General features: G+C 53.9%; 18 protein-coding genes and 1 tRNA gene. 11 read left to right on the forward strand and 8 right to left on the reverse strand.

Annotated features, from left to right (window positions below; translation table 11 throughout):
- The first annotated feature begins 362 nt into the window (after positions 1 to 362).
- The gene (locus DWV16_RS05875; protein ID WP_187116741.1) at positions 363 to 617 is read left to right on the forward strand and encodes a baseplate J/gp47 family protein; all 255 of its coding nucleotides are present in this window, start codon (positions 363 to 365) and stop codon (positions 615 to 617) included.
- 249 nt (positions 618 to 866) lie between these two features.
- Entirely contained in the window at positions 867 to 1,160 is a 294-nt protein-coding gene (locus tag DWV16_RS05880; RefSeq protein ID WP_118478193.1) for a hypothetical protein, read from the forward strand.
- A gap of 90 nt (positions 1,161 to 1,250) precedes the next feature.
- Here DWV16_RS05880 and DWV16_RS05885 read toward each other — a convergent pair whose 3' ends face one another.
- A complete protein-coding gene (locus DWV16_RS05885; protein WP_147349433.1) occupies positions 1,251 to 3,566 on the reverse strand; it encodes a hypothetical protein in 2,316 nt (771 codons plus the stop codon).
- A gap of 13 nt (positions 3,567 to 3,579) precedes the next feature.
- Here DWV16_RS05885 and DWV16_RS18835 point away from each other — a divergent pair, with 13 nt between their 5' ends.
- Positions 3,580 to 4,101, forward strand: a complete 522-nt coding sequence (locus DWV16_RS18835) for a hypothetical protein (RefSeq protein ID WP_147349434.1) — start codon at positions 3,580 to 3,582, stop codon at positions 4,099 to 4,101.
- 366 nt (positions 4,102 to 4,467) lie between these two features.
- Positions 4,468 to 4,830 (forward strand): helix-turn-helix domain-containing protein, encoded by a 363-nt coding sequence (locus DWV16_RS05890; protein WP_158572796.1) that lies wholly within the window; start codon positions 4,468 to 4,470, stop codon positions 4,828 to 4,830.
- A 192-nt stretch (positions 4,831 to 5,022) separates the two neighbouring features.
- Here the strand turns inward: DWV16_RS05890 and DWV16_RS18995 are convergent, their stop codons facing one another.
- The 5 genes from DWV16_RS18995 to yqeC all read right to left on the reverse strand — a co-directional run bounded on the left by DWV16_RS18995 (position 5,023) and on the right by yqeC (position 8,011).
- Positions 5,023 to 5,175 carry a hypothetical protein gene (locus tag DWV16_RS18995; protein WP_154018911.1) on the reverse strand — a complete coding sequence of 51 codons (153 nt, stop codon included), beginning with the start codon at positions 5,173 to 5,175 and terminating at the stop codon, positions 5,023 to 5,025.
- A 29-nt stretch (positions 5,176 to 5,204) separates the two neighbouring features.
- A complete protein-coding gene (locus tag DWV16_RS19300; RefSeq protein WP_187116742.1) occupies positions 5,205 to 5,381 on the reverse strand; it encodes a hypothetical protein in 177 nt (58 codons plus the stop codon).
- 95 nt (positions 5,382 to 5,476) lie between these two features.
- Positions 5,477 to 6,508: an XdhC/CoxI family protein gene (locus tag DWV16_RS05895; protein ID WP_118478199.1), complete on the reverse strand. Its 1,032-nt coding sequence runs from the start codon at positions 6,506 to 6,508 to the stop codon at positions 5,477 to 5,479.
- Positions 6,505 to 7,302 carry a selenium-dependent molybdenum cofactor biosynthesis protein YqeB gene (yqeB, locus tag DWV16_RS05900; protein WP_118478201.1) on the reverse strand — a complete coding sequence of 266 codons (798 nt, stop codon included), beginning with the start codon at positions 7,300 to 7,302 and terminating at the stop codon, positions 6,505 to 6,507. The genes DWV16_RS05895 and yqeB overlap by 4 nt, the downstream gene beginning before the upstream one ends.
- A gap of 1 nt (position 7,303) precedes the next feature.
- Complete coding sequence (gene yqeC, locus DWV16_RS05905) at positions 7,304 to 8,011, reverse strand: selenium cofactor biosynthesis protein YqeC (protein ID WP_158572797.1); 708 nt, start codon at positions 8,009 to 8,011, stop codon at positions 7,304 to 7,306.
- 211 nt (positions 8,012 to 8,222) lie between these two features.
- On the opposite strand from yqeC, the gene selD reads away from it, so the two are divergent.
- The 6 genes from selD (at position 8,223) to DWV16_RS05935 (ending at position 13,201) form a co-directional block, all read left to right on the forward strand.
- Entirely contained in the window at positions 8,223 to 9,266 is a 1,044-nt protein-coding gene (selD, locus tag DWV16_RS05910; protein WP_118478205.1) for a selenide, water dikinase SelD, read from the forward strand.
- Positions 9,267 to 9,453: 187 nt separating this feature from the next.
- Positions 9,454 to 9,540: transfer RNA gene (locus tag DWV16_RS05915), tRNA-Leu, on the forward strand.
- Between the two features lie 260 nt (positions 9,541 to 9,800).
- Complete coding sequence (locus DWV16_RS05920) at positions 9,801 to 10,409, forward strand: recombinase family protein (protein ID WP_118478207.1); 609 nt, start codon at positions 9,801 to 9,803, stop codon at positions 10,407 to 10,409.
- A gap of 247 nt (positions 10,410 to 10,656) precedes the next feature.
- Complete coding sequence (locus DWV16_RS19525) at positions 10,657 to 11,151, forward strand: hypothetical protein (protein WP_243007275.1); 495 nt, start codon at positions 10,657 to 10,659, stop codon at positions 11,149 to 11,151.
- Entirely contained in the window at positions 11,099 to 11,428 is a 330-nt protein-coding gene (locus DWV16_RS05930; protein ID WP_147349435.1) for a hypothetical protein, read from the forward strand. Before DWV16_RS19525 ends, DWV16_RS05930 begins: the two co-directional genes overlap by 53 nt.
- A 495-nt stretch (positions 11,429 to 11,923) precedes the next feature.
- Positions 11,924 to 13,201, forward strand: coding sequence for an InlB B-repeat-containing protein (locus DWV16_RS05935; RefSeq protein WP_147349436.1), 1,278 nt, complete (start codon positions 11,924 to 11,926; stop codon positions 13,199 to 13,201).
- A 92-nt stretch (positions 13,202 to 13,293) separates the two neighbouring features.
- Here DWV16_RS05935 and DWV16_RS19000 read toward each other — a convergent pair whose 3' ends face one another.
- Positions 13,294 to 13,443, reverse strand: a complete 150-nt coding sequence (locus DWV16_RS19000; protein WP_158572798.1) for a hypothetical protein — start codon at positions 13,441 to 13,443, stop codon at positions 13,294 to 13,296.
- Between the two features lie 224 nt (positions 13,444 to 13,667).
- Here DWV16_RS19000 and DWV16_RS05945 point away from each other — a divergent pair, with 224 nt between their 5' ends.
- Positions 13,668 to 13,991: a helix-turn-helix domain-containing protein gene (locus DWV16_RS05945; RefSeq protein WP_066460102.1), complete on the forward strand. Its 324-nt coding sequence runs from the start codon at positions 13,668 to 13,670 to the stop codon at positions 13,989 to 13,991.
- A gap of 60 nt (positions 13,992 to 14,051) precedes the next feature.
- Here the strand turns inward: DWV16_RS05945 and DWV16_RS05950 are convergent, their stop codons facing one another.
- Positions 14,052 to 15,083, reverse strand: coding sequence for a 3-deoxy-7-phosphoheptulonate synthase (locus tag DWV16_RS05950; protein WP_066460101.1), 1,032 nt, complete (start codon positions 15,081 to 15,083; stop codon positions 14,052 to 14,054).
- Positions 15,084 to 15,100 lie beyond the last annotated feature (17 nt).

Genomic DNA, 15,100 nt, shown 5'->3' on the forward strand with positions numbered 1-15,100 from the left:
TTCAGGGTTTTTACCTCCTTGTAGCGCCTTTCTTGGGATCTCACTGCAGGATCCCTTTTTAGATATTCATCCAGTTTGTCCATGTTTTTGCACTTAAACTTTTTGTCGAGATGTGTATAAATCCTCAACGCGATTTTGATGTCCACATGTCTGGCTTGCTGTATTGCCGTAAATAATTATCCATTCCTGCAAGACACATCATAGTTATAGCTGTTATTGGTGGGATCAGGAAGGGGACTCCGTGCAGATTGTGTTTGCTTTTATATTCTTCCGGGATGTTTCCGCACCTCCTATTTAAGTCGGCAAAATAGCTTTCCCACATTCTTTTCCACTCGTTGTCAGATATCATCAGGCCGCGAACGGTGGTGCAAACGAGATCGTCAGACTTTGCGTTTCAGAATGACAGCCGAATTCAGACGGTCACAAACGCATCCGCCGCAATGGACGGCACGGACCCGAAAAGCGATGAAAGCCGGTTTCCCCGGATTGACAGCTCGCGCAAAAAACCGCGTACCAGTGGGAATGCCTACGATTATGAAGCTTGGGCCTGTGAGGTGAGCGGTGTGGGATATGCCAAATGCACACCGATACAATACGGCCCGGGCACGGATACCTGATCTTCAAGCTGCTGGATGCCGGGACTAGATATGAGCCGATAACGCAGCCAAAAAAGACCACATCGGGCGCGAAGTTTCCCTTTGCGTTTTTGCACCAGCCGGAGACGATCCCAGAATAGCAGACTGGATACACGGAGAAAATTGCGGATATCAAATATCCGTGGCTGAGCGGGACGCTTTGCAAACGAAATATGGCGGGTTCGTGACCGATATACGGGCAGTGACCAGCAAATACAGGGGGTAACAGGATTGGATGATTTGGCGGTAAGACTGGCCGAAGTAGACCAGCGGGGAAAGTCTAATACCCATCGGATAGACGACCTTGAAAAGCGGACGGACACCTTGCAGGAGCTGACAACCTCAGTGAAGCTGCTGGCGGCGAACATGGAACGGATGGCGTCGGAACAGATGAAGCAGGGGGACAGGCTCACAGCGCTGGAAAAGCAGCCGGGGGGAACGCTGGAACAGTATGACGAGGACAAATCTTCACCAGCGCGGTATCCACCCTGTCAGGCGGGCTTGTGGGGGCACTGGTGGCAATGATGATTAGATAGAAGAAGCTGCAACGGTAGCGATACAGAGGAGAAATAAAAAGACGGGGCATGTGCCCCGTCTTTTTATGTAAACGCTGAATTATTTTTTGATCAGTGCTTTGTCAGTGATAATGATATGCCCTGCACTTGTGGTTGTGAAATGCAGATAACCGGATTTATCGAGCCAGTAATTTGGTGCCTGAATTAAAGTGATCGTCTTTTTGGTCTTATCATAGGCATAGAATTGCAAAGTTTGTCTGTTGAGCTTTGAAAGATCAGGCTTCACTGCGAAAGTGACCGGCATTCCAAACGTTCCGGCCTGGTCAAACTTGATGATTGCCATCTGGTTTGAATAGATCTTTGCAAGCGTTGCTCGGATAACGCTGTCATCGGTCTTTAGGCTGAACTTGAGATTTGCCAGAGCAGTCCATTTTGTGGGATCAAAAGTTGCGCGATACTGAAGCACGTTTTTCTGGGTTGTGCGGTCAATCTTCCACTTTTCGAGTGAAAGGGTAGAGGTCACCGTAACGCCTTTGTTTGCGGCAGCGGTAGCTGCTGCTTTTGCGACAGCTTTAGCCGTCTGCGGAGAAACTTCGGTGCCGACTTTGATGGTGGCGTTCGCAGAGGCCATGTTGAGTCCCGCCTTTTTGGCGGCGGCGATTGCATTGCTGACTGCGTTTGTGGTGCTTTTGGTCGCTGTGGCAGTTTTCACAAGACTGACGTTTGCAGTTCCGCCCGCTCCGCCGCCACCGCCTTTGCCACCACCACCGCCGCCTTTTCCGCCACCGCCGCCACCACCGCCACCGCCACCGCCGGAGGAGGATGAGGAGAGCAGCTTTGTATCGGAGATCAGATAAGCGCCAAGGGAGGAAACATTTGCGGACCAACCCGCGATGCCGGTGTTCTGTGTGTCGGTGCGGTAGGAGAACTTACTGGTGATATCGGCCAGCGTGTCACTGCCACTGATAGAATAGACATAGCAGCCGGAAGAGGACACACCGGGTCCGCCGAGCGTCAGGGTAACGGAACCGCCGGGAAGGGAGGGGCTATTTTTGAAGGTGTAGAACCAGAGGTTGGCTCCGGCCAGAATCTTGTCGCGGTATTTGTAGTGAAGCGTACCATTCGGCCTGGTTGTCATTTCCAGCTGTGAAAAGGCGTCCGGAACCGTTCCGGGGAATTTGACAGCAGCCCGCTTATACCAGATCAGCGGATTGGTGCTGCCTTCGTCGGGAAGGTAGGGATTGCTGCCGCCGTCTCCGACGACAAGGGTTGCCTCATTGGGCAGCGGACGATCCACATTGTTTGCAGATATTACGCTACTCCCATAAACAACTTTGTTTCCCGCCTTGTCGGAAAGTGGGATTCTTGTAATGTAATAAGTGCAGTTTTCTTTTGTGCGGTAGCTGTCAACTGGATTTTCATAGATATAAACATTGTCTGCCGGCGGTTTATCCGGATCGCCCACATATTTTGCGCGACTTCTCAGATGCTCGCCGGTATAGATGGTTTTGATAAGGATGTAATTCTCGGGAGATTCCGGATCGAACCCCGACCCGCCTTCATCGGTGATCGTAAGGGCGATTCTGAGGGTGGTATCTTCCCGGACATTTACACTGGTGGGAGTAATTTCCACCTTTTCGAGGACGGGCGGATAGTCGTCGCCCAGGCTGCTGCCCGTTATGGTGAGCACATTGCCGCATAGGCTGGAATCCAGCTTCTTCGTTGAGGAGTTCTCGTCGTAATCATCAGAATAGGCCTCATTAAAATATGAGCGGTAGTTGCCGTTACAGTCCTCAAGGTCCAGATATTCCAATTTCCAGTTGCCCACCGAGGCATATTTGGAAATGGTGACGTCCGTCTCATAAAAGCCGTCCGCTGTCAGACAGGCGGACAGATCGTTCGGAAAATCAATATCAACCTGTTGCCCGGGATGTTCCGGATTGGAAAGAACACCATCGATATATCCCACTCCGGAAAGATCATCGGTTATTTTGAGGCGGAGCTTTACCTTGACATCCTCCCCGGAAAGCGTGATTTGAGGGGGCACAATTTCGACGTCCTGCGGAACCGGTGGAGTGGAATCGCCGCCGCTGGTTTCCACCGCGAAGCCGACCTGCCAGTCCCTTGGCAGATCAAGGACTTGCTGCCAGGTCGGATGGGCCTCCCGAATGGCATCCGTGCCATACCGCTTGTCGTTTGCCCAGCAATCCAGCAGCTGAAGCTCATAGACGCCGGGATAATCATAGTGGGGAATTTCCTCTGTGCCGACAAACGTGTAGATGGATTCATTCGTCTGGCTCTCATCCAGATCGCAGCGAATGGTGATTGTCTGTTCGGGAGAGCCTTCGATCTTCCAGAACTCCAGAATGACGGCTGCGTCGCTGTCCTTGAAGAATTCCTGATTTGGGCTGTTCATTAGGACCTTTGCCGTGACGATTGCCGGGGAATTCTCCCGTGTCGGCGCGACACGTTCCGGAGAAATGGAAACAGAAATGATCTCCGAATCAGGGACAGAGCAGGTTAACGAGAAAGTTTTCGGGATGGAACTTGCGACCGGCGCAGGAACAGGATCATCATTTATCTCAGCAGGGGGACTGGATTCCTCTAAAACGTCAGCATCCCCCTCATCCGGATCTATCGATTCTTCCGGTTCCATGGGTTCATTTTCTTCAGAAGGCCGGGAGGGCGCCGCTTCTTCCCCGGAAGCTTGTATTTCCTCAGATGTTGTCTCCAGAGATTCCTCCCTGGGCGTTTCGGATTTCTCCGGCGCGGGGTTCCCAGCGTCCGCGGTGATAGGAACTTCAGAGGGTTCCGACAGGTTTGCTTCTATAGCAAACGCGGCAGTGAACGGGCTGAATATTAACGTGACTGACAATAAGCTTGCTATCAGGATTTTCATCATTTTGCCCATTTTTTCATCTCCCATATTTCACACTTTATTCACAGTATAGAAGAGCTGGAAAAGAAAGTCAATTAAAAGTACAACGGGAAACGGAATTTTGCTGAAGGTTCATTAAAAAGCGAAAGATAGATTGCCGGGGGATTCTGACGGAGATATTCAGGATGTTCCGCAATAATTTTTTCTGAAGCGGATGAAAAAGTATGGTATGATAATGGCACAGGATAAGGGTGGGGAGCAGGTCTGAATCCGCAAGCGATATCCTTTCCCTTCGCATGTTTTGTGGATCATGCTGCATCCTGCGATATTATCTTGCAATAAAGTAAATAGTAGTACAATGCGAAAAGTAGCGCTGCACGGTGACAGAGAACGCTGCCCACAAATTTCCTGTATTATCTTTTATATTGGAGGTTATACAATGGAAATTGGAGAAATTGTTGGCAGGAAGATCAAAGCTTATCGCGTCCGGACCGGCAAAACACAGCTGCAATTCGCAATGGACGCCTACATGAGTGCATCCTATATCAGCCGTTTTGAGCGCGGCCTGGTAGATAATCCGACCAGAGCTACCTTGGAACACCTGGCGGATACGCTTGGCATCACACTGGAAGAATTGATCCGTTCGGAAAACACAGATGATTCTTCCCGCCTGGAATCTCCAAAGGAAAAGCTGGGACTGAACAATCCGGATTTCCTGAAACGGTACAGTGATCTTTCCGGAGCACAGCAGCACCGGGTTTATCGGATTGTAGGACTTTTGCTGGGCCTGAATGAACCGTAAAACGCCCCGTGGCGGCACGGGGCGTTTTGGGGAAGATTTTATTTTGTTTTGCAGGATAAGCGTATCAGATTTTTGAGAAGCACACAACATATCTTAGTGTCAATCGCCTGATAAGATGATCCCATTCATGTGAAAGGGAACAGGGCGCGCGGCGGAAAGCCGCGTGCCCTGTTTTGACCGGAAAAAATGGATTTACTGGCCGCGCATCAGATTTTCCGCGCATTTGCGCAGTTCGTCAATGTTGTTGAATGTGACGCTTGCCTGTTTCATATTCTCCTGAACCATGATTGGGAGCGAATCGAAGTATTGTTGCATTTCCGGGGAACCAAAAGACATCTCAGACATCAATAATCACCTTTCCTGTTTTGAAATTTTCAGTCGTCGCCGCGCAGCAGGTTTTCCGCGTAATCCTGCAGGCTTGCAAGCGAATTGACACTGCCCGCGCGCTGGCTGATCATCTCCCGCACATAGTCCGGCAGGGATGCGTAATATTGCCCGGCGGCCTGGTCCTGTTCGATCAATGCGTTCAGGTCCGGATATTTTTTTGCCATCGGATCACCTCCGGCATTAGTTTGCGCGCAGAATTTCCCAATATACATGAAAACAGCGGGATCACAAACCGATCCCGCCGTCTGTTATTCTGTTTTCAAACCGGCTCCATCAACACCCTGAGAATCCCGCCGCAGACCATCCCATCCTGGGTTGCGTCCCTGTTGGTCATGTTGCATTTGACGATACGCGCCCTCCCTTCGGCAAGCACATCGGGCGCAAGGCTGATCACCCTGGCCTCGCCCGCGCCCCCGCCGATGGTTCCAGAAAGTGTCCCATCCGCGTAGATGAGCAGTTTCGCGCCAAGTCCGCGCGGCGCGGAACCCTCCTTCCCGATGATGGTTGCAAGCACTGCGGGTCTGCCGTCCGCGAGCGCCGCGAGCGCGTCCGGCGCGATCCCGCCGCCCGACGCGCCGGAACGCACCTGGATGATTTGGGCAGCGATGCAGACCGCAATTTCAGCGGGTGTTTCAGCGCCGATGCGCAACCCGATCGGGGAATACACGCGCGCAAGCAGATCGTCTGCGTAGCCCTCCTGCCGCAGCTGGTCCATCACCACCTTTACTTTTTTGCGGCTGCCGATCATTCCGCAGTAGGAGAAACGGTGATCCAGAATTTTGGTCAGGCAGAGACGGTCGTCCTTATGGCCGCGGGTGATGATGACGAAATAACTGCCATCGCCATAGTGGATCTGCCGCATCGCGTCGTCAAACGGCAGGCAGAGGATCTCCTTTGCCGCGGGGAAGCGCTCCCGGTTTGAAAATTCCGGCCGGTCGTCGATTATGGTCACGTCGAAGTCAAGCATGGCGCAGATTTCGCAAAGAGGCACCGCAATGTGCCCGCCGCCGCAGATGATGAGCTTTTGCCGTGCGGACATCTGTTCAGCAAGCAGCGAAACGCCGTTGACTTCGGCAGTGCGGGGAAGCGGCCCATCGCCCAAGGCGCGAAAATTTTCCCTCCAGAAACCTTCCAGCGCCGGGTTTTGCGGGGTTATTTTTTCACCGCAGAGGAACGCCTTCTCGGCCGTGAGGTCATGTCCGGAAAGCGTCCCGTCGGTCACGGTCGCCATAAGCGCGCTGCCGCCGGACGCAAGCAGGCTGCGCAGCGTTTCATAAAACTGCCGGCTCATTTGCGTTCCCCCTTGCTTTGGAGATGGAGGATCGCCTCCAGCACGCCGCCCGCGATGGCGCGGGCCTTGTCCGAAATGGTGTAACAGTAATCTGTGATCCCGCGCGGGTCAATATCGCCGGATTTCATCCCCCGGTGAACCGGCGTAGCGGGCGGGAGCATCCCGCGCACCACGCCGGAGATGTTTGCCGTAACCGGTTCGCCGTCGACCGCCGCGACCAGATCACCGGCCTGTACATGCTGTCCGATTTCGGCGGATGGGGTAAAGATTCCGTCCCGGCAGGCCCGAATGATCCGTTCGCTGGTGTAGCCGCCGATATTGCCGGGGACACCGGTATTCTCAGCGGCTCGTCCTTCAAAGATCACACGGCCCAGATTATGTCCGCGTTTTGTCTCAATAACCGCATGGCAGTCAACCCCGGCGGTGAAACCCGGTCCCATTGCCACCACCACCGGGGCGTCGGAAATTTTTGTGCCGGTATTCCGCTTTGCGAGGATCGCGTCAACCAGCGCGTCCGGAGAAAGTTTCGTCCGGCAGGCGCATTCAGGATCAACCAGGACCGCGATGACACCTTTTCGGGTAAACGCAAGCGCCTCCTCAGGACTGTGGGCCAGTTGCGCTTTGACCCCTTCCACGACCGCTTCACCTTCATAGATGGCGCGGGAAAAGGCCACCGTGCGCCGCACGGTGGTGGGTTTTGCAATTTCGGTCATCACGACTGTAAAGCCGCACCGGTACAGCCGGTGCGCGACGCCAGAGGCAAGATCGCCCGCGCCTTTGATCAAAATCAGCATTTCAAAACGCCTCCTGTTGCAGGGATGCGACAATCGTGCTTGCCACGCCGCCGCTGCGCAGAAGCTCTGCAATCTGTTCGCCGAGCTTCTGTAATTTTGGGGTGTCGGCCTGATTCAATAAAACGGTGAGCCCTTTATAGTGTCCGTAGCCGCCGAGCAGCAGCGACGCCGCAACCATCGGATCGACATTCTGGTTTGCAGACAGCCCGAGTGCCTCCACCGCGCGTTCATAACGCTGGCAGACCCGGTGCAGTGGCTGACCGAGCGCCGAAAGCCCGGCCACGGCAATCACCCGGTCGGTGCCGGGCAGGATAACCGGTTCGGTGTCGTTGGGGAACTTGACCGGCATCCGATGGGAACCGTCCGCCTCGTAAAGGAGCAGGTCGGCGTTCTCCCGCAGGTGACGCAGCACCTGCGGGCATGGCACGGAAAGTTTCCCCTCTGGTGCGGGTGTTCCGGCGATGATAATCCGGCCGCTTTGGAAGGCGCGGTCGATCCCGGGCAGATCCTCTTCCACCGTGACAAACAGATCATCCTGTTCGCCGGGACACAGGATATGGGTTGTGGTGGTGACCGCGACGCGCAGGCCATCCCGCATTGCTTCCCGCGCGAGCGCGAAGAGCAGCGTCGTCTTTCCTCCCGCGCCTGCCAATGCCACCGAATGGGTCTCCGCCGGGGCTATCGAAAGAGACTGCATCAATTTTCCCATAGTTTTATCCTCCCAAAAGCCGCAGGCAAGATACCATGCAGACATAAGTTTCCTTTATCTTTCAGTATACCAAATTTGGCGGTTCAAGTCACGAAAAATCCGTTTTTTGGAGAGAAAACCGGTCCGCGAAATAAGCAATGCCGCAGGCCTTGTTTTTTCCAGTTTCTTCGGGTATCATAAATCTAGCTACAGGAAAGGAGGGATCCATACGATGGCAGACCAGGTGAAAAGGCTCACCCAGATGACCAGTTCCGCTGGTTGAGCGGCCAAAGTCGGACCGGGGGTCCTTGCACAGGTTCTGTGCAGTTTACCAACCTTTCACGATCCCAACCTGCTCGTGGGATTCGATACGAGCGACGACGCGTGTGTTTACAGACTGCGTGATGATCTGGCCGTTATCCAGACGGTTGATTTTTTTCCGCCGATGGTGGACGACCCTTATGCATTCGGGCAGATTGCCGCGGCAAACGCCCTTTCGGATATCTATGCGATGGGCGCCAAACCGTCGCTTGCGATGAACCTGCTTTGTTATCCCTCCTGCCTTGCACAGGAAACTGTCCAGGCGATCCTTGCGGGCGGCTACGAAAAGGTGAAGGAAGCCGGCGCGGTGATCGCGGGCGGACATACCATCCAGGATCCGGAACCCAAATACGGGCTTTGCGTCAGCGGATTTGCCGATCCGGCAAAGATTCTGCGCAACTCCGGCGCACAGCCGGGCGACCTGCTTATTCTCACAAAGCCGCTTGGCATTGGCGTGATGACCACTGCCGCAAAAGCGGATCTGCTGACCGCGGCGGAATTTTCTCCGGCAATCGAAAGCATGTCCATGCTCAACCGTGCCGCCTGTGAATATATGCTGCGGTTTCCGGTGCACGCCTGCACTGACGTGACCGGCTTTGGCCTGCTGGGGCACGCTCTGGAGATGGGCCTGGGCAGCGGGGTGTCCATCCGTCTCTTTTCGGATGCGCTGCCACTGCTTCCAAAAGCGCGGGAGCTTGCCGAGATGGGAATCCTTCCGGCAGGCGCCTATGAGAATATGCGCTATATGCAGGGGAAAGTAACCTATCGCGGAAAAGTTGCCCGTGTCCTCCGTGACCTGATAGCCGATCCGCAGACTTCGGGCGGGCTTTTGATCGCGCTTTCGGCAGCGCCGGCGCGGAAGCTCTGCGAACGGCTGGCCAACGAGGTCACGCCCTGGGCGCGTATTGTGGGCGAAGTGGTGGATCACGGGGAAAATACAGTGATCGTGGAATAAAACCGGTTGGGCGCTTTTGGGCGGCTTGACGGTTTTGGAAAAGCGGCACGGCGTGAGCTGTGCCGCTTTTCATCTGCCCTTACAGGAATGCCGCGATTCCCACACCGCGCCGGACCGCCTTTTTTGGAACTTTTTTGAGTCAGCTCTTGCGTTTTTTCAAAATCTTTGCTATAATACTTAAGCATTCGCCGGTATGATGGAATTGGCAGACGTGACGGACTCAAAATCCGTTGGTAGCGATACCGTGCCGGTTCGACCCCGGCTACCGGCACCAAGCAATCCGAAATATGCATGGGGATATGGCTGTTTCGGGATCGGAAAAACGTCCGCGTCGCGCGGGCGTTTTTTCTTTTTCCCGGTCACAATTTAACCCGTGGAAGTTTACAGCATCAAAAAAGAAAGCCCCCGATACAGGCAAGCAGGCCTGCATCGGGGGCTTTCTTTTTTGATGCAATTTTGTCATCCGCAGTTTACACTGACAGAAAAACATGTTTGCGGAAAAACGGTACAAAATAGGCGTAAGGAGGAATTTGAATGAATTATGGTTATGCCCGTGTATCCACCAAAGATCAGAATGCAGAGCGGCAGTTAATCGCGCTTGCGCCCTATGAGATCCCTCCCGAAAATCTGTTTTTGGATATGCAAAGCGGCAAAGATTTTGAACGGCCGGCATATAAGCGGCTGCTGCGAAGGCTGCGTCCGAGGGATGTCCTCATGGTGAAAAGCATTGACCGGCTGGGACGGAACTATGAGGAGATCCTTGAACAGTGGAGGCTGCTCACCAAAAAGAAGCACGTGGATATCTTCGTCCTGGACATGCCTCTTCTCGACACCCGAAAAGGCAAGGATTTGACCGGGACGCTGATCGCTGATGTGGTGCTCCAGCTGCTCAGTTATGTGGCCCAGACCGAACGCGAAAATATCCGGCAGCGGCAGGCGGAAGGGATTGCGGCAGCCAAGGCAAGAGGCGTGCGGTTTGGGGTGCCGGCAATGGAAATCCCGACTGAATTTTATCCGCTGCATACCAAATGGCAGGATGGGGAATATTCCGCGCGCCAGGCGGCACGGCAGCTGGGGGTGGACCCCAAAACTTTTTTGAAATGGACGAAGAAAGTCTCTGCAGAGGATTTTTTTGTGGAATAAACTAGACTTTTTTCCACGTTTTGGGACTCGGCTTTTTCAATAAAATACATATGGACAGTCCCCCTGAAAGTCCTCTTTTTGCACAAATTTTAAGCCGTCTTTGTTTTGTTTTTATTATACCGCAGGTGTGGATGAAAGTCTACTTTCATCCACACCTGCTTTTTTTGTGCCAAAAATCATCTTTCAGGCAAACCGCAGGGTCGTCTGAAAATTCCAAAAGCGCAATCCTGGAAAGGAGAAGTGAGTGATGTTCACAGGCCAAAATCAGCTTCCAAGCAATGCGCCGGTCACGGTGGTCTGCATAGACCGGATCCTGAACGGACTGCCGGTCGGTACCTTCTATAACGCTTACCAGCCGGGGCCGGCCGCTTTCTGGGGGATGGGGGAACTTGTTCTGAAAATGGATGCCCTGTTCGACCTGATCGGATTTCCCAATCCTGCTTTCCAGCTGCGCAGTTTCCAGCGAAAAGACGTCCCGCGCCGCCGGGCAGCGCCTGCGGCTTCCGCCCTCCGGACGTATTGGGAACCGGAGGCGTTTGCGGCCTGTTCCGGGGCGCTGGGAACCTTTGTGATCCATCCGCTGTACCGGCAGAACGCGAGCTGGCAGGGCTATGTGGAATGGCTGGAAGGAAAAAAGACGGAATCTTTCCGCAGTGCGCTGGAGCTGATGCATTTGGTGGATCAGGCAATTGGAAAAAGGCGGGTTGACAAGCAGGTTTGCCGGAACGCGGCCGATCTTTGATGAAATTCATTTGGAGAGGAGTGGTGTGGTGGAGGATTCGCGCGGCCTGATGAAGCATCTGTTCTCTGTATCGGGGATGGATCTGGATACGCTTCAAAAGCTGGCCGCGTTGGGTGCGCTGCGCACCTGGCTGAGCAGTATCCCGGAAACCCGTTTCCGCGCAGCACAGTGGGAAGACGCTCTGTCCCTGCTGTTTCAAAGGCGGCTGCGTTTTCGATCGGTCAGGGAGGCGCAGCAATGGGCTGCGGAGTTTGATTTTCTGCATGCAGAAAAATGAAAGGTGGTAAACATGAAAAACAATTGGAAGAAACGATTATTGGCAGCGCTGTTGACGGCGATTTTTGTTGTAACGCTGCTGCCGGTGGGGGCATTCGCTTATGGACCATTTGATTCGGTGCCTTTAAATTTGAGAATTTCCAGCTATGGGGCTCCATTTTGGAATCCGAATGAACAATCACATTCGGTTAACCCGCTTAATTGGACAAAGTATATCAGGCGCGACGCGGTAGGCTCTAACAATGCAAACGGCAGCGCACGCGCCTATTTCCAGGGTTCCAATGAAAACGGATGGCAGCTTTATCTCGATGTTAAAATTGGAAACTACACAGAGACTTTTCCAATCAACGCCTATGTCCATAATAAAGATATGAGCCAGGCTTCAGGTAATGTGACATTTGGCTTCAGTTTTAATACGCAAGGCGGAACGTCCTCTTACATTTCTATCAGTGGTGCAAAAGATTTTCCAGCACCTGATAAACCCAGCAACAGCACTGTGGAATCTCTTCTAAGGAATAATGCGGTTAAGATCGACTGTACCAACAGTACAGCCAGCCACCCGGATCAAACCTACGGACTGATCACTGGCAGCTATTCGGTTGGAAACGTACAAGGCTCCAACGGCAACTATACAGTCTCAGTCACTGTCACGCCGTCACTTTATGTGATGAAATATAACGCAGATACAGATGTATCCCACAGCCTCGATCCGGCGGGTCAAAGCAATCAATCGATCGCGCTTTCCTATAATGGATCTAACTGGGCTGTTTCTGGCACTGTCCCGGTTACTTATACAGTGAAGTGCCAAACACTGACGCAGAAGTATCCGGTTCTGTACGATGGAAACGAGCCGCCCGCCGCGGCGGCGGGAGCGCAGAATATCCCGGAGGACACCAATACATATGAAGTGGACGCGGACGTTCCTGTTTCCACACAGGAGCCCGCCTTGGACGGCTATGACTTTTTGGGATGGGCACAGTCCCCGTCCGGCGATGTCGTCACCGGAACGGTCAAGATGGTGGAGGGCGGCCTGACCTTCTATGCGCGGTGGAGGGAGGCCGGAGGCCAGCCTGGAGAGGCCCCAAAGCCGCCTTCCGCGGAAGAGATCGCCCGCCAGCTCGAAGTGGTAACTCTGTACTGTGAGACAAAACCGGAGGAACATCCGCAAGAACACTATGAAACAAAAGCGGATTCGATCGAAGTGGACGAACCGCGACAGGGCGCGGACGACGTTTGGACAGTGACCGCCAGAGTCTATGCCGGGAGCTATGTGGACGACTATAACGCAAACATCGCGCCGGGCCACAACCCCACCAGAACCTACCAGACCATTACGCTGACATGGTTTCAGACCGGGGATGATCCGGAAGGCACGTGGGATGTAACGGGCGGGTCCCCGGTAAGCTTTACCCTGAAATGCGACGGTACCGGCCCGGATGATCCGGAGCCGTCCCATTCCACAGGAAGCTCCGGCGGCGGTGCTCCCGACCGGTTTTATACGATTGTCTCAAGCGCGGATGAAGGCGGCCGGATTGTGCGCGAAGGTGTGCAGAAAATCCGGGAAGCGACCGACCGCCGTTTCAGCATCTATCCAGACGAAGGCTGGGAGATTGACGAAGTGCTGGTCGACGGCCGGCCCGCAAAACTTGAGGAGGACGACAAATACTGGTTCCGTGAGGTTCGCAGGGATCATACCATCCATGTATCCTTCCGGCAGATCGTCCCTGCGCAGGCCCCTGAAGCGAAACCTGTTCCCAGCACAGGGGCTATTTGAAACAGAGCTTTTACAGGTTTTCGCGCGCCAAAAAGCGTGGCCGTTTTCTTTCTGAAAACGGCCACGCTTTCCTGCTGGAGAGGAAGGAACATTCAGTGAGAGCTGATATATGCGGAACGTACCGGCAGGCGGATCGAAAGCCTGTCCGCCGATCTATAGAGGAAGTTCACAAAGAGAATTGTTCTGCTGCTGCCAAGCAATTCGATGAGGGAGGGGAAAAAACGCACAAAAAACTGATTCATAATGGAGTCCTTTCTTGCTTTTGGGGTGCTGTTTTTGATGTTTTCAGTATACCGGCAAATTGTGAAGCAGGTTTGTGTTTCCCAATAACGAATTGCGAAATGTTTGTGAATGCGGGATGAACCCGGATGAGCTTGCATCCGGGCAAAAGGCGTCCTATAATGGGTCATAGGGATCATTTACAAGCCAGTATCCCCTGGGATACGATTGGGAGGAGCATACGGAGATGGAGAAGGATTTGCCGGCCTGCCCGGTGGAAACAACCCTGATGCTGATCAGCGACCGCTGGAAGGTACTGATCATCCGGGATCTTTTGGATGGGACCAAACGTTTCGGTGAACTGAAAAAATCGATCGGCCATATCACCCAGAAGGTGCTGACGGCAAACCTGCGGGATATGGAGGCGAGCGGGCTGCTCACCCGGAAGGTCTATGCCGAGGTGCCGCCGCGTGTCGAATACACGCTGACCGAAACAGGTTACAGCCTCAAACCGATTCTGGACGCGATGGTTGCCTGGGGAACCGAATACAGGGCGAAGGCGGGCTTGTAAGCAGAAGGAAAAAGGGCCGTTCCGTTTGGAACGGCCCTTTCCATTTGGATTTCATCGGGATCAACAGCTTTCCGCAATTTTGTAGAGCAGCCTTTTGGTATCTTCCCAGCCGAGACATGGGTCGGTGATCGATTTTCCGTAGACCTGTTTGGAGCCGATCGGCTGGCTGCCTTCCTCGAGGTAGCTTTCGATCATCACACCCTTAACCAGCTTTTTCAGATCGGGATTGTAGTTGCGGCTGTGGAGCACCTCGCTTACAATGCGGATCTGCTCCTTGAACTGTTTATTCGAATTTGAATGGTTGACATCCACGATAACCGCGCGGTTTTTGAGGTCGAGTTTTTGGTACATTTCCAAAAGGCGCACCAGATCCTCATAGTGGTAGTTCGGGATGCTGCGGCCGTATTTGTTGACTCCGCCGCGCAAAATGACATGGGCAAGGTCGTTGCCGTCGGTGGTGACATCGTTTCCGCGGTAGATGAAATTGTGGGAATGCTGAGCTGCGATCACCGAATTGAGCATGACCGAAAAGTCGCCGCTCGTGGGATTTTTCATCCCGATGGGAATATCCATGCCGCTCGCGGTGAGGCGGTGCTGCTGATTTTCCACCGAGCGCGCGCCGACCGCTTCATAAGAGAGCAGGTCGTCAAGATAGCTGCGGTTTTCCGGATAGAGCATCTCGTCGGCGGCGGTGAGTCCGGTTTCCGCGATCGCGCGGATGTGCATCCGGCGGATCGCGATGATCCCGGCCAGCAGGTTCGGCGCTTTATCCGGCTGCGGCTGGTGCAGCATCCCCTTGTAGCCTTCACCGGTGGTGCGGGGCTTGTTGGTATAGATGCGTGGGATCACCATCAGCCGGTCCGAAACTTCGGCGTTCACCTTGGCCAGCCGCGAAACGTATTCGCAGACTGCGTCCTCGTTGTCGGCCGAACAGGGTCCGGCCAACACGATGAATTTGTCCGATTCGCCGGTGAAAATTTTACGGATTTCACAGTCGCGTTCTTCTTTTATCCTTGCGAGCCGCTCCGGCAGCGGATATTCCGCTTTGAGAAAAGCCGGAAGCGGCAGCTCTTTGTTCAGGTGCATTGCCATTGGGAAGCCTCCATGTT

It is taken from the genome of Anaerotruncus sp. AF02-27, from assembly GCF_003465835.1.
Lineage (GTDB): Bacteria > Bacillota > Clostridia > Oscillospirales > Ruminococcaceae > Anaerotruncus > Anaerotruncus rubiinfantis.

Excerpts from the sequence above, each read along its gene's own strand:
- DWV16_RS05885 (WP_147349433.1), bottom strand. The coding sequence starts at position 3,566 with ATGAACAGCCCAAATCAGGAATTCTTCAAGGACAGCGACGCAGCCGTC.
- DWV16_RS05890 (WP_158572796.1), top strand. The coding sequence starts at position 4,468 with ATGGAAATTGGAGAAATTGTTGGCAGGAAGATCAAAGCTTATCGCGTC.
- DWV16_RS18995 (WP_154018911.1), bottom strand. The coding sequence starts at position 5,175 with ATGTCTGAGATGTCTTTTGGTTCCCCGGAAATGCAACAATACTTCGAT.
- DWV16_RS19300 (WP_187116742.1), bottom strand. The coding sequence starts at position 5,381 with ATGGCAAAAAAATATCCGGACCTGAACGCATTGATCGAACAGGACCAG.
- DWV16_RS05895 (WP_118478199.1), bottom strand. The coding sequence starts at position 6,508 with ATGAGCCGGCAGTTTTATGAAACGCTGCGCAGCCTGCTTGCGTCCGGC.
- yqeB (WP_118478201.1), bottom strand. The coding sequence starts at position 7,302 with ATGCTGATTTTGATCAAAGGCGCGGGCGATCTTGCCTCTGGCGTCGCG.
- yqeC (WP_158572797.1), bottom strand. The coding sequence starts at position 8,011 with ATGGGAAAATTGATGCAGTCTCTTTCGATAGCCCCGGCGGAGACCCAT.
- DWV16_RS05920 (WP_118478207.1), top strand. The coding sequence starts at position 9,801 with ATGAATTATGGTTATGCCCGTGTATCCACCAAAGATCAGAATGCAGAG.
- DWV16_RS19525 (WP_243007275.1), top strand. The coding sequence starts at position 10,657 with ATGTTCACAGGCCAAAATCAGCTTCCAAGCAATGCGCCGGTCACGGTG.
- DWV16_RS19000 (WP_158572798.1), bottom strand. The coding sequence starts at position 13,443 with ATGAATCAGTTTTTTGTGCGTTTTTTCCCCTCCCTCATCGAATTGCTT.
- DWV16_RS05945 (WP_066460102.1), top strand. The coding sequence starts at position 13,668 with ATGGAGAAGGATTTGCCGGCCTGCCCGGTGGAAACAACCCTGATGCTG.
- DWV16_RS05950 (WP_066460101.1), bottom strand. The coding sequence starts at position 15,083 with ATGGCAATGCACCTGAACAAAGAGCTGCCGCTTCCGGCTTTTCTCAAA.